The organism is Pseudomonas sp. B5(2017) (genome assembly GCF_002112825.1).
GTDB lineage: Bacteria > Pseudomonadota > Gammaproteobacteria > Pseudomonadales > Pseudomonadaceae > Aquipseudomonas > Aquipseudomonas putida_Z.
Map to the genome: position 1 here is coordinate 250,753 of NZ_NEIR01000006.1, position 12,818 is coordinate 263,570.

Consider the following 12,818-nt stretch of genomic DNA (forward strand, 5'->3'; position numbering starts at 1 on the left):
AGGGGAGTGCTGATCAAGGCTAGCCGGGCGAGGGAGGGTTACCGAGGGTGAAAGGTTTCGGAATCTTGCAGTGCCTGTACTGGCCTCTTCGCGGGTTTACCCGCGAAGAGGCCGGCACAAGCACCGAGCATGGCTCAGACCACCGCCAGCTCCACCCGCTGCAGGTTGCTCAGGCTCACTTCACCCACACACACCAGGTTACGCAGTTTCTGCGCAATCACCTCGGCCCGGTGCCAGCTCAGGCCGCCGATGCCGACCTCGATATCCAGCCAGTCATCCTGTTGGCTGACCTGCACGCTGTGCGGGGTCAGGAACTGCAGGGCAAACAGGTTGAGCACCCGGCACAGGCTGTCAGGCTCGGCCTCGGCCTGCAGGCGATAGTGCACGGTGCTATGGGCGCTGCTGGCGGCCCAGGCGTCGGTACGGGGCTGTGCGTTCATGCTGGTCTCCGCAAATGTGGGAGAAATTCTTGCACGTTGGCGGCGGTATTTTTTCGCTATGATTTGATCATTTCGCTGTATTGGCGAATTGTTCTATTCATGAAGTGCTGTTCAGGAGAATTATTGATGCACAGCGAGCTGGACGCCTACGACCGCCGTATCCTCGAACTGCTGCAGGAGGACGCTTCTCTGTCCAGCGCGCAGATCGCAGAACGCGTGGGGCTGTCGCAATCGCCGTGCTGGCGGCGTATCCAGCGGTTGAAGGAGGAGGGGGTGATTCGCGGGCAGGTGACCTTGCTGGACCGCAAGAAGGTCGGCCTGAACACGCAGATATTCGCCGAGGTGAAACTGAACGCCCACGGGCGCTCCAACTTCACCGAGTTCACCGACGCAATCCGCGGGTTTCCGGAGGTGCTGGAGTGTTATGTGCTGATGGGGTCGGTGGACTTTCTGTTGCGCATCGTCACCCCGGATATCGAGGCTTATGAACGGTTCTTCTTCGAAAAACTGTCGAACGTGCCGGGGATACAGGAGGTGAACTCGATCGTGGCGCTGTCGGAGATCAAGTCCACCACCAGCCTGCCACTTTCGCGGTAAGACCGTTTCAGACCCGCCGACGCGGTCCCTGTAGGAGCGGCCTTGTGTCGCGAAAGGGGCGCGAAGCGCCCCCAGGCTTTGTGCACCAAGCAGATATTGCCGGGGCCGCTGTGCGGCCCTTTCGCGACACAAGGCCGCTCCTACAAAGGCTGCGTCAGCCTTCAGAAGGGCTCACGCCTTGAGCAGGTGTTTCCAGCCGCGGCTCTGATCCACCGCCCGAGCCTGTTCGATACGCGCTTCCAGCACTTCATCGCTGATCGGCTGTTCAGCCAGCTCATGCAGCTTCTTCAGGTCGCCATACAGGCGGTCCATCTGCGGCGCTTCCAGCACCTGACGGGCATGGTGCAGCCAGGCCAGCAGCTGCTCGATACGCGGCAGTTGCTCGGCCAGGTCTTCCGGACGCTGGGTGTACAGCGGCAGTTTCAACGCTCGGCCTTCTTCGCCCAGCAGGTGCGCCAGCCAGCTTGCCAGCTGCGCCTTGCCCTGGCGCTCGCCACGGCCTTTGCGCTCCACGGTCCAGGCACGGGCCAGCAGCCAGCGCGAGGTTTCCAGCGAGAACTGGCCCCAGCGCACGTCCTCCAGCTCTTCGGCGAACTGCTCGGGGGCGGCGCGGCGGATATCTTCGTCTTCGTTGCCAGCCTGCACCAGCGGGCGCCAGTCTTCGAGCAGGGCGTCAAGGCTGCTGCGCAGGTCGCGGGTGGTGGCGCGCGGCGCGGCCTGGCCCAGGCTGGCGGTAATGGCACGCAGCTCGCTCAGGCACTCGACCCAGTCTTGCAGCAGGCGCCAGTGGCCGTTGTGGCGGTATTGCTCGGCCAGGCGCTGGCTGCTGCCCAGCAGTTGCCAGGCCAGTGCGGCGTAGGCGTCGTCCACGGCCATTTCGGCTTCCAGCTCGGTGTGCGGCAGGCCCAGCTCGTAGCTGTCCGGCTCCAGCAGGCGGTAGCCACGCTCGGCCTTGCTGATGTCGCATGGCATCAGCGGCAGGCTGGCGGCCAGCTCGGCGGCCAGTTCCAGCAGTGCCTGCGGCTCGCCTTCACGCAGTTCCAGTTCCAGCTCGCAGATTTCTTCCTTGCGCTTGCCGGCGATCACGAAACCCTGGTCCAGCGCGGCCTCGATCACCACCTTGCTCTTGCCACGGCCCCAGGCGATTTCGGCGTATTCACGGCTGAAGTCGGTGGTGAACAGCGGCTTGATGGTCTTTTTGTCCAGGTTGGCCAGTTGCGCGGGCCAGCAGCTGTCGTCGAGCTTCTTCAGGTCGAGCTTGACCTTGTCCAGCTGCCATTCGTGCTCGTTGCGCTCGGACAGGCCGGCCACGCTGGTGCCGCGGCACTTGAGGGTCTGGATGATGGCCTCGCCATCGCGGCGCAGGCGCAGGGCGACACGGGCGGCGGAGAGCTCGCGCTCGGGGGTGTCGAAGTACTGGTTGAGCAGTTCGCGGGTCTGCCAGCCGGACTTGTTGCGCTTCTTCAGCAGAGGGTGCTCGCGCAGGGCGGCAAGGGTCTCGCGGCTGGCGCGGAGCTTGAGTTCGGTTTCTTTGTGCATCACAGGCTCGAAGGAGGGGGCGTGGTTGCCCAGCAGTCTACAGGAGTCGGCTCTCGTCTGTTGGATCGTGGTGGCCTTCTTCGCGGGTGAACCCGCTCCCACAGGTACTGTGTAGCCCTCAGGTGTAGCGCTTTCCCTGTGGGAGCGGGTTTACCCGCGAAGAAGCCCACACGGTTGGACGGCATTGCTATGATGGGCAACGCTTCCGAGGAGTACGCGCATGCCGTTGCCGACGCTGAAAGACCAGTTCGCCGCCCTGATCGCCGCGCCCTCGGTCAGTTGCACCCAGCCTGCGCTGGACCAGTCCAACCGCCAGGTCATCGACCTGCTGGCCGGCTGGCTGGGCGACCTGGGTTTCAGGTGCGACATCCAACAGGTCAGCCCCGGCAAGTTCAACCTGCTGGCCAGCCGTGGCACCGGCCCGGGGGGCCTGGTGCTGGCGGGGCACAGCGACACCGTACCCTATGACGAACAGCTGTGGGCCAGCGACCCGCTGAAGCTGACCGAAACCGATGGCCGCTGGGTCGGCTTGGGCAGCTGCGACATGAAGGGCTTCTTCGCCCTGGTCATCGAGGCGGTCATCCCACTGCTGGAGCACGATTTCAAGCAGCCGCTGCTGATCCTCGCCACCTGTGACGAAGAAAGCTCCATGTCCGGTGCCCGCGCCCTGGCCGAGGCCGGCCAGCCACTCGGCCGTGCGGCGGTGATCGGCGAGCCCACCGGGCTGCGGCCGATCCGCATGCACAAGGGCATCCTCATGGACCGCATCGACATCCTCGGGCGCAGCGGCCACTCCTCGGACCCAAGCCTGGGCCGCAGCGCCATGGAGGCCATGCACGCAGTGATGGGCGAGCTGATGGGCCTGCGCCAGCAATGGCAGCAAACCTACCGCAACCCGCAATTCACCGTACCGACCCCGACCATGAACTTCGGCTGCATCCACGGCGGTGACAACCCCAACCGTATCTGCGGCCAGTGCGCCCTGGAATTCGACCTGCGCCCGCTGCCAGGCATGGACGTGGAGCAACTGCGCGCAGCCATCCGCGGCAAGCTGGTACCGGTGGCAGAGCGTTTTGAGGTGCGCATCGACTATGCGCCGCTGTTCCCGGAGGTGCCGCCATTCGAGCAGGCCGCCGACGCCGAGCTGGTGCAAGTGGCGGAGCGCCTGACCGGCCATCGCGCCGAAGCGGTGGCGTTCGGCACGGAAGCGCCTTATCTTCAGCAACTGGGTTGCCAGACCATCGTGCTGGGCCCCGGCGACATCGCCTGTGCCCACCAGCCCGGCGAATACCTGGAAATGTCACGAATCGAGCCTACCGTGCGTCTATTGCGTGACCTGATCCGGCACTATTGCCTGGACTAAACGTCAACCGAACTGTTTCGTTCCTGCCTAGAGGAGACCGCGCGTGACCGCAAGCCTGTTCCGACGATGATCCTGAACGCCCCCTGTATCGCCGTTCTCCGTCCACTTATCCACAGGCCCTGTCATGCCCGACTACGTCAACTGGCTGCGTCATGCCTCCCCGTATATCAATGCCCATCGCGACTGCACCTTCGTGGTCATGCTCCCTGGTGATGGGGTGGAACACCCTAATTTCGGCAACATCGTCCACGACCTGGTGCTGCTGCACAGCCTGGGCGTGCGCCTGGTGCTGGTGCATGGCTCGCGCCCGCAGATCGAAAGCCGCCTGGCTGATCGCGGCCTGACCCCGCACTACCACCGTGGCCTGCGCATCACCGATGCCGCCACCCTGGATTGCGTGATCGATGCCGTCGGCGCCTTGCGCCTGGCCATCGAGGCACGCCTGTCGATGGACATCGCCGCTTCGCCGATGCAGGGCTCGCGCCTGCGCGTGGCGTCCGGCAACCTGGTCACGGCGCGGCCGATCGGCGTGCTCGAAGGCGTGGACTACCACCACACCGGCGAAGTGCGCCGGGTCGACCGCAAGGGCATCAGCCGCCTGCTCGACGAGCGCTCCATCGTGCTGTTGTCGCCGCTGGGCTACTCGCCCACGGGTGAAATCTTCAACCTGGCCTGCGAAGACGTGGCCACCCGCGCCGCCATCGAACTGGGTGCCGACAAGCTGCTGCTGTTCGGTGCCGAGCCGGGCCTGCTGGATGCCGATGGCAAGCTGGTGCGTGAGTTGCGCCCGCAGCAGGTTGCCCCGCATCTGCAGCGCCTGGGCAGCGATTACCAGGGCGAATTGCTGGATGCCGCGGCCGAAGCCTGCAAAGGCGGCGTGGCGCGCAGCCATATCGTCAGCTATGCCGAGGACGGTGCCTTGCTGACCGAGCTGTTCACCCGTGGCGGTGGCGGTACGCTGGTGTCGCAGGAGCAGTTCGAAGTGGTGCGAGAGGCGACCATCGAGGACGTGGGCGGCTTGCTGGAACTGATCAGCCCGCTGGAAGAGCAGGGCATCCTGGTGCGCCGTTCGCGTGAGGTGCTGGAGCGGGAGATCGAGCAGTTCAGCGTGGTCGAGCGCGAGGGCATGATCATCGCCTGTGCGGCGTTGTACCCGATTGCCGACTCCGACGCCGGCGAACTGGCGTGCCTGGCGGTGAACCCGGAGTACCGCCATGGCGGGCGTGGCGACGAGTTGCTGGAGCGCATCGAAAGCCGGGCGCGGCAGTTGGGGCTGAACACCCTGTTCGTGCTGACGACGCGTACCGCGCACTGGTTCCGCGAACGCGGGTTTGCGCCGAGCGGGGTCGAGCGCCTGCCAGCGGCGCGGGCTTCGCTGTACAACTACCAGCGCAATTCGAAAATCTTCGAGAAGCCCTTGTAAACCTGTACTGGCCTCTTCGCGGGTGAACCCGCTCCCACAGGATTTTCACCGGACCTGAGGCCGGCGCGGTCCCTGTGGGAGCGGGTTTACCCGCGAAGCAGGCGACACCGATCTCGAACAAAAACGCCGCCCTTGTGGGCGGCGTTTTTGTTTACACGGTATGCAGGTACCAGTTGTACTCGAGGTCGGAGATCGAGTGCTCGAACTCCTCCAGCTCGCTCTCCTTGCACGCGACGAAGATGTCGATGTACTTCGGATCGATGTACTTGTTCAGGATCTCGCTGTCGTCCAGCTCGCGCAGGGCATCGCGCAGGTTGTTGGGCAGGCTCTGCTCCAGCTGCTCGTACGAGTTGCCTTCGATCGGCTCACCCGGCTCGACCTTGTTGGTCAGGCCATGGTGCACGCCGGCCAGTACGGCGGCCATCATCAGGTACGGGTTGGCGTCGGCACCGGCCACGCGGTGCTCGATCCGCACGGCGTCCGGCGAACCGGTCGGCACGCGCAGGGCCACGGTGCGGTTGTCCAGGCCCCAGCTTGGCGCGTTCGGCACATAGAACTGCGCGCCGAAGCGGCGGTACGAGTTGACGTTCGGGCAAAGGAACGCCATGGACGCGGGCAGGGTCTCGAGCACACCGCCGACAGCGTGACGTAGCGCGGCGTTCTGCTCGGGATCCTCGCTGGTGAAGATGTTGTTGCCATCTTTGTCCAGCACGGAAATGTGTACATGCAGGCCGTTGCCTGCCTGGCCCGGGTAGGGCTTGGCCATGAAGGTGGTGTCCATTTCATGGTCGTAGGCGATGTTCTTGATCAACCGCTTGAGCAGTACCGCGTAGTCGCAGGCCTTGAGCGGGTCGGCCACGTGGTGCAGGTTGACTTCGAACTGCGCCGGGGCGCTTTCCTTGACGATGGCGTCGGCCGGGATGCCTTGCTCCTTCGCGCCTTCCAGGATGTCCTGCAGGCAGTCGGCATATTCGTCGAGGTCGTCGATCAGGTACACCTGGGTCGACTGCGGGCGCTTGCCCGAAATTGGCGAGCGCGGCGGCTGCGGGCGGCCGTTCACGTTCTCCTGGTCGATCAGGTAGAACTCCAGCTCGAACGCGGCGCAGATGGTCAGGCCCAGTTCGTCGAACTTGCTCACCACCTGACGCAGCACTTCACGCGGGTCGGCGAAGAACGGCTCGCCTTCGAGCTCGTGCATGGTCATCAGCAGCTGAGCGGTAGGGCGCTTTTGCCACGGCTCGTTACAGAGGGTGTCAGGGATTGGATAGCAGATGCGGTCAGCATCGCCGATGTCCAGGCCCAGCCCGGTGCTTTCAACGGTGGAGCCGTTGATGTCCAGGGCGAAGAGGGAGGCAGGCAGGTTGATGCCTTTCTCGTAAACCTTGTGGAGGCTGGTGCGCTCTATGCGCTTGCCACGCACCACACCATTCATATCTGCAATCAGAAGGTCAACGTAGAGAACCTCAGGATGTTCCTTAAGGAACGCGTTCGCTTCGTTAAGCTGAACGGCACGCGGGGGTACCGACATGATGCAACACCTTTGTTGTTAAAAATATCAATCAAGGGGGGCTTGCAAGACCAGTCAATCGAAAAGACAAACTGATGTCAAGCCAACCCCATGATGCCCTGAAATGGCACATCGACGGCAGATTTGCTGCATCTCGGGGCAAACCATTATCCGCTATTTCCCGCGCAAAGGGCTATCTCCGACCAACCGTGTTTTATTTTTTACGGAGGTGTTGTGTAAAAAAATGAACAAGGCTAAGCTCGGTCTCAACCCAGAACACAATAATACGAGGGTCACATGGTCCGCTTGCCGAGACCTGAAAGCACTGCCTGCGCAGTGCCATCGGGTACATCCGTCATTTTTGCAAGCTTCGTCAATGGCGTGGCCGCCCTGGCCGCAATAATTGACGTTTGGCGCTCCCGGACCTGCCCTCGTAGCGGCTTGCCGCCTTTCGTTTCGTCTTCCTGCCCTTCGAACTCATTACGGACGCACCTGTTTTCAGTGTATCCACTGTGGCTCTGCGCGGGGGTTTTTGCTTTAGCAATGTACTCCATCCAGAATCAGTGCGCGGACCACCTTACCTCCTGAGGTATTTATGAGTAACAACCTCGACCAGCTCACCGATTGGTTGAAAGAGCACAAGATCACCGAAGTCGAATGCATGATCAGTGACCTGACCGGCATCACGCGCGGCAAGATTTCGCCTACCAACAAATTCATCGCCGAAAAAGGCATGCGCCTGCCCGAGAGCGTGCTGCTACAGACCGTGACCGGCGACTACGTCGACGACGACATCTATTACGAACTGCTGGACCCGGCGGACATAGACATGATCTGCCGCCCCGACGAGAACGCCGTGTTCCTGGTGCCATGGGCCATCGAGCCGACCGCCCAGGTGATCCACGACACCTACGACAAGAAGGGCAATCCGGTCGAACTGTCGCCGCGCAACGTGCTGAAGAAAGTCCTCAAGCTATATGCCGACAAGGGCTGGCAGCCGATCGTCGCGCCGGAGATGGAGTTCTACCTGACCAAGCGCAGCGAAGACCCGGACTTCCCGCTGCAGCCCCCGGTAGGCCGTTCGGGCCGCCCGGAAACCGGCCGCCAGTCGTTCTCGATCGAAGCCGCCAACGAATTCGACCCGCTGTTCGAAGACGTCTACGACTGGTGCGAACTGCAGCAGCTGGACCTCGACACGCTGATCCATGAAGACGGCACGGCGCAGATGGAGATCAACTTCCGTCATGGCAACGCCCTGCACCTGGCTGACCAGATCCTGGTGTTCAAGCGCACCATGCGCGAGGCCGCGCTCAAGCACAATGTGGCCGCCACCTTCATGGCCAAGCCCATGACCGGCGAGCCAGGCAGTGCCATGCACCTGCACCAGAGCGTGGTCGACGTGGCTACCGGCAAGAACATCTTCAGCAACGACGACGGCAGCATGAGCGAACTGTTCCTGCACCACATCGGTGGCCTGCAGAAGTTCATCCCCGAGGCATTGCCGCTGTTTGCCCCCAACGTCAACTCGTTCCGCCGCTTCCTGCCCGACACCTCGGCGCCGGTGAACGTGGAATGGGGCGAGGAAAACCGTACCGTCGGCCTGCGCGTGCCGGACGCCGGCCCACAAAGCCGCCGGGTCGAGAACCGCCTGCCAGGCGCCGACGCCAACCCTTACCTGGCCATCGCCGCCAGCCTGCTGTGTGGCTACATCGGCATGGTCGAAGGCATCGACGCCAGCGCGCCGGTGCAGGGCCGTGGCTACGAACGCCGCAACCTGCGCCTGCCACTGACCATCGAAGATGCCCTGGAGCGCATGGAAAACAGCCGTGCACTGGTGCAGTACCTGGGCAAGAAGTTCATCACCGGCTACGTCGCCACCAAGCGCGCCGAGCACGAGAACTTCAAGCGAGTCATCAGTTCCTGGGAGCGTGAGTTCCTGCTGTTTGCTGTCTGATCAACTTGGTGCCGCAGGACGCGGCTGTCGAACAACGGAGAAGCACATGAGCGTCAACAACCCGCAAACCCGTGAATGGCAAACCCTGAGCGGGGAGCATCACCTCGCGCCCTTCAGCGACTACAAGCAGCTGAAGGAGAAGGGGCCGCGCATCATCACCAAGGCCCAGGGTGTGCATTTGTGGGATAGCGAGGGGCACAAGATCCTCGACGGCATGGCTGGCCTGTGGTGCGTGGCAGTGGGTTATGGCCGTGAAGAACTGGTGCAGGCGGCAGAAAAGCAGATGCGCGAGCTGCCGTACTACAACCTGTTCTTCCAGACTGCCCACCCGCCTGCGCTGGAACTGGCCAAGGCAATCTCCGACGTGGCGCCGCAAGGCATGACCCATGTGTTCTTCACCGGCTCCGGCTCTGAAGGCAACGACACCGTGCTGCGCATGGTCCGCCATTACTGGGCGCTGAAAGGCAAGCCACAGAAGCAGACCATCATCGGCCGCATCAACGGCTACCACGGCTCCACCGTGGCTGGTGCCAGCCTGGGCGGCATGAGCGGCATGCACGAGCAGGGCGGCCTGCCGATCCCGGGCATCGTGCATATCCCGCAGCCTTACTGGTTCGGCGAAGGCGGCGACATGACCCCGGATGAGTTCGGGGTGTGGGCGGCCGAGCAGCTGGAGAAGAAAATCCTCGAAGTCGGCGAAGACAATGTCGCCGCCTTCATCGCCGAGCCGATCCAGGGCGCCGGCGGCGTGATCATCCCGCCGGAAACCTACTGGCCGAAGGTGAAGGAGATCCTCGCCAAGTACGACATCCTGTTCGTCGCCGACGAAGTGATCTGCGGTTTCGGCCGTACCGGCGAGTGGTTCGGCTCCGACTACTACGACCTCAAGCCCGACCTGATGACCATCGCCAAGGGCCTGACTTCCGGTTACATCCCCATGGGCGGTGTGATCGTGCGTGACACCGTGGCCCAGGTACTCAGCGAAGGCGGCGACTTCAACCACGGCTTCACCTACTCCGGCCACCCGGTAGCGGCCGCCGTGGGCCTGGAAAACCTGCGCATCCTGCGTGACGAGAAAATCGTCGAGAAGGCGCGCAGCGAAGCGGCACCGTATTTGCAAAAGCGTTTGCGTGAACTGCAGGACCACCCTCTGGTGGGCGAGGTACGCGGCCTGGGCCTGCTCGGCGCGATCGAGCTGGTCAAGGACAAGGCCGCCCGCAGCCGTTACGAGGGCAAGGGCGTGGGCATGATCTGCCGCACCTTCTGCTTCGAAAACGGCCTGATCATGCGCGCGGTGGGTGACACCATGATCATTGCGCCGCCGCTGGTGATCAGCCATGCAGAGATCGACGAACTGGTGGAAAAGGCACGTAAATGCCTTGATCTGACGCTCGAAGCGATCCGCTGACAGTTTGCTAGGCTAGCGATGTGACATTAAGTCGTTACAAGGCCCTGCTTTCCTTGATACAGAGCCTTGTAACTTGCCAGACTAGCGACTGTTTCAGTCGCCGCGCGCTCTGCACCGTAGGTCCTGGCTGCTGAACAGATGGCTAAATAAAAAATTCTGGAGCATTACGCATGAATAAAATGGGCAAGACGTTGCTGGCCGCCGCCCTGATGGGTGCCATGGCTACCGCTGTTCAGGCTGAAGACAAGGTGTTGAACGTCTACAACTGGTCGGACTACATCGCTCCGGACACCATCGCCAAGTTCGAGAAACAGTCGGGCATCAAGGTCAAGTACGACGTCTTCGACAGCAACGAAACCCTCGAAGCCAAGCTGCTGGCAGGCAAGTCGGGCTATGACATCGTCGTGCCTTCGAACAACTTCCTGGCCAAGCAGATCAAGGCTGGCGTGTACGAGGAACTGGACCGCTCCAAGCTGCCGAACTGGAAGAACCTCGACCCAGACCTGCTCAAGGCCGTTGGCGATGCCAGCGACAAGGACAACAAGCACGCCTTCCCTTACATGTGGGGCTCGATCGGCATCGGCTACAACCCGGAGAAGGTCAAGGCCGCGCTGGGCGTGGACAAGATCGACTCGTGGGACGTGGTGTTCAAGCCTGAGAACATCGCCAAGCTCAAGAGCTGCGGCGTGAGCTTCTTGGATGCCCCGACCGAAATGCTGCCGGCTGCGCTGCACTACCTGGGCCTGCCGAGCAACAGCACCAAGAAGGAAGACCTGAAGGCCGCCGAGGACCTGTTCCTCAAGATCCGTCCTTCGATCACCTACTTCCACTCGTCCAAGTACATCGGCGACATGGCCAACGGCAACATCTGCGTAGCCGTCGGTTATTCGGGTGACCTGGAGCAGTCCAAGGCCCGTGCCCACGAAGCCGGCGACAAGGTCAAGGTGGACTACGTCATTCCGAAGGAAGGTGCCGGTACCTTCTACGACATGGTCGCCATCCCCAAGGATGCCGAGCATAAAGACGCCGCCTACCAGTTCATGAACTTCCTGATGCAGCCGGAAATCATGGCCGAGATCACCAACGCCGTGCGCTTCCCGAACGGCAACGCTGCCGCCACCCAGTTCGTGGACAAGGAAATCACCAGCGATCCGAGCATCTATCCGCCAGCTGAAGTGAAGAAGCAGCTGTACGCGATCGCTGCGCCTGAAGCGTCTGCCCAGCGTGTGATCACCCGCAGCTGGACCAAGATCAAGTCGGGCAAATAAGCCCGATGCGGTACCTCTGGGCCGGGGAATCCCGGCCCAGAGCCAGTGAAAGGCAATTGATGATTGCGGCATCGAAGCTGCGAAGGTAAGTTGCGCGCCGGTTTTGCGTGTGCGGCAGCATTGTCGCTACCCAGGCACTGATTGTGAGGACCACCCACTTGTCCATTTCTGTATTCCGCAAGGCCTTGATGGCTGGAGCGGGCCTGACGCTGGCATGCAGCGTCCAAGCGGCGCCTACGGTGCACTTCTACAACTGGTCCGACTACGTCGGCCCGACCACACTCGCGGACTTCGAGAAAGCCACGGGCATCAAGCCCGTGCAAGACGTGTTCGACTCCAACGAAACCCTGGAAGGCAAGCTGCTGGCCGGCAACACCGGCTATGACGTGGTAGTGCCATCCAACCATTTCCTCGGCAAGCAGATCAAGGCGGGCGCGTTCCAGAAGCTCGACAAGAACCTGCTGCCCAATTATTCCAACCTGGACCCGGCGTTGATGAAACGCCTGGAAAAGAACGACCCGGGCAACCAGTACGCCGTGCCTTACCTGTGGGGCACCAACGGCATCGGTTACAACGTCGACAAGGTGAAGGCCGCGCTGGGCGTGGACACCATCGACTCCTGGGCGGTGCTGTTCGAGCCCGAGAACATGAAGAAGCTCGCCAAGTGCGGCGTGGCCTTCCTCGACTCGGCGGACGAAATGCTGCCGGCGGTGCTCAACTACATGGGGCTGGACCCCAACAGCACCAATGCCAAGGACTACCAGGCCGTCGAGAAGAAACTGCTGGCGGTACGCCCGTACGTGACCTACTTCCACTCGTCCAAGTACATCACCGACCTGGCCAACGGCGACATCTGCGTCGCGGCAGGTTTCTCGGGTGATGTGTTCCAGGCCAAGGCCCGCGCCGAAGAAGCGAAGAAGGGCGTGAACCTGGCCTACGCCATTCCCAAGGAAGGCGGCAACCTCTGGTTCGACGTGCTGGCGATCCCCAAGGACGCCAAGAACGTCAAAGAGGCGCATGCCTTCATCAACTATTTGCTGAAGCCTGAGGTTATCGCCCAGGTCAGTGATTACGTCGGTTACGCCAACCCGAACCCCAAGGCTGGCGACCTGATGGACCAGGCCGTGAGGACTGACGCCGCGGTTTACCCACCGCAGGAAGTGCTGGACAAGATGTTCGTGAACTCAGAGTTGCCACCCAAGGTGCAACGGCTGATGACCCGTAGCTGGACCAAGGTCAAGTCGGGCAAGTAAAAATCCAGGCCCGTGGCGGCACCTGTAGAACAGGGCTCGCGGGCACAAAAATCTTGTTGGGAGTTT

The 12,818-nt window shown here is 62.3% G+C and carries 11 protein-coding genes; 7 read left to right on the forward strand and 4 right to left on the reverse strand.

What is annotated here, in order from left to right; genetic code table 11:
• Positions 1–134: 134 nt before the first annotated feature.
• Positions 135–440, reverse strand: coding sequence for a hypothetical protein (locus CAG00_RS11580; RefSeq protein WP_003259353.1), 306 nt, complete (start codon positions 438–440; stop codon positions 135–137).
• A gap of 126 nt (positions 441–566) precedes the next feature.
• Here CAG00_RS11580 and CAG00_RS11585 point away from each other — a divergent pair, with 126 nt between their 5' ends.
• Positions 567–1,037 (forward strand): Lrp/AsnC family transcriptional regulator, encoded by a 471-nt coding sequence (locus CAG00_RS11585; protein ID WP_015272225.1) that lies wholly within the window; start codon positions 567–569, stop codon positions 1,035–1,037.
• A 171-nt stretch (positions 1,038–1,208) separates the two neighbouring features.
• On the opposite strand, the gene CAG00_RS11590 is transcribed toward CAG00_RS11585, so the two are convergent.
• Positions 1,209–2,576, reverse strand: a complete 1,368-nt coding sequence (locus CAG00_RS11590) for a CYTH domain-containing protein (protein WP_003259352.1) — start codon at positions 2,574–2,576, stop codon at positions 1,209–1,211.
• Positions 2,577–2,796: 220 nt separating this feature from the next.
• Here CAG00_RS11590 and argE point away from each other — a divergent pair, with 220 nt between their 5' ends.
• Both argE and argA read left to right on the forward strand, forming a co-directional pair.
• Positions 2,797–3,939, forward strand: a complete 1,143-nt coding sequence (gene argE, locus CAG00_RS11595; RefSeq protein ID WP_085664311.1) for an acetylornithine deacetylase — start codon at positions 2,797–2,799, stop codon at positions 3,937–3,939.
• Positions 3,940–4,063: 124 nt separating this feature from the next.
• Positions 4,064–5,362: an amino-acid N-acetyltransferase gene (gene argA / locus CAG00_RS11600; RefSeq protein ID WP_013974710.1), complete on the forward strand. Its 1,299-nt coding sequence runs from the start codon at positions 4,064–4,066 to the stop codon at positions 5,360–5,362.
• 151 nt (positions 5,363–5,513) lie between these two features.
• On the opposite strand, the gene CAG00_RS11605 is transcribed toward argA, so the two are convergent.
• Positions 5,514–6,890, reverse strand: a complete 1,377-nt coding sequence (locus CAG00_RS11605; RefSeq protein ID WP_003259348.1) for a glutamine synthetase family protein — start codon at positions 6,888–6,890, stop codon at positions 5,514–5,516.
• Positions 6,891–7,162: 272 nt separating this feature from the next.
• A complete protein-coding gene (locus tag CAG00_RS11610; protein ID WP_085664312.1) occupies positions 7,163–7,423 on the reverse strand; it encodes a hypothetical protein in 261 nt (86 codons plus the stop codon).
• A 41-nt stretch (positions 7,424–7,464) separates the two neighbouring features.
• On the opposite strand from CAG00_RS11610, the gene CAG00_RS11615 reads away from it, so the two are divergent.
• The 4 genes from CAG00_RS11615 (at position 7,465) to CAG00_RS11630 (ending at position 12,752) form a co-directional block, all read left to right on the forward strand.
• On the forward strand, positions 7,465–8,823 hold the full coding sequence (locus tag CAG00_RS11615; protein ID WP_013974708.1) for a glutamine synthetase family protein: 1,359 nt from the start codon (positions 7,465–7,467) through the stop codon (positions 8,821–8,823).
• A gap of 46 nt (positions 8,824–8,869) precedes the next feature.
• Positions 8,870–10,231 carry an aspartate aminotransferase family protein gene (locus CAG00_RS11620; protein WP_085615866.1) on the forward strand — a complete coding sequence of 454 codons (1,362 nt, stop codon included), beginning with the start codon at positions 8,870–8,872 and terminating at the stop codon, positions 10,229–10,231.
• A gap of 170 nt (positions 10,232–10,401) precedes the next feature.
• The gene (locus CAG00_RS11625; protein ID WP_025341036.1) at positions 10,402–11,499 is read left to right on the forward strand and encodes a polyamine ABC transporter substrate-binding protein; all 1,098 of its coding nucleotides are present in this window, start codon (positions 10,402–10,404) and stop codon (positions 11,497–11,499) included.
• A 158-nt stretch (positions 11,500–11,657) separates the two neighbouring features.
• Positions 11,658–12,752 carry a polyamine ABC transporter substrate-binding protein gene (locus tag CAG00_RS11630; RefSeq protein ID WP_085664313.1) on the forward strand — a complete coding sequence of 365 codons (1,095 nt, stop codon included), beginning with the start codon at positions 11,658–11,660 and terminating at the stop codon, positions 12,750–12,752.
• The last annotated feature ends 66 nt before the right edge of the window (positions 12,753–12,818 follow it).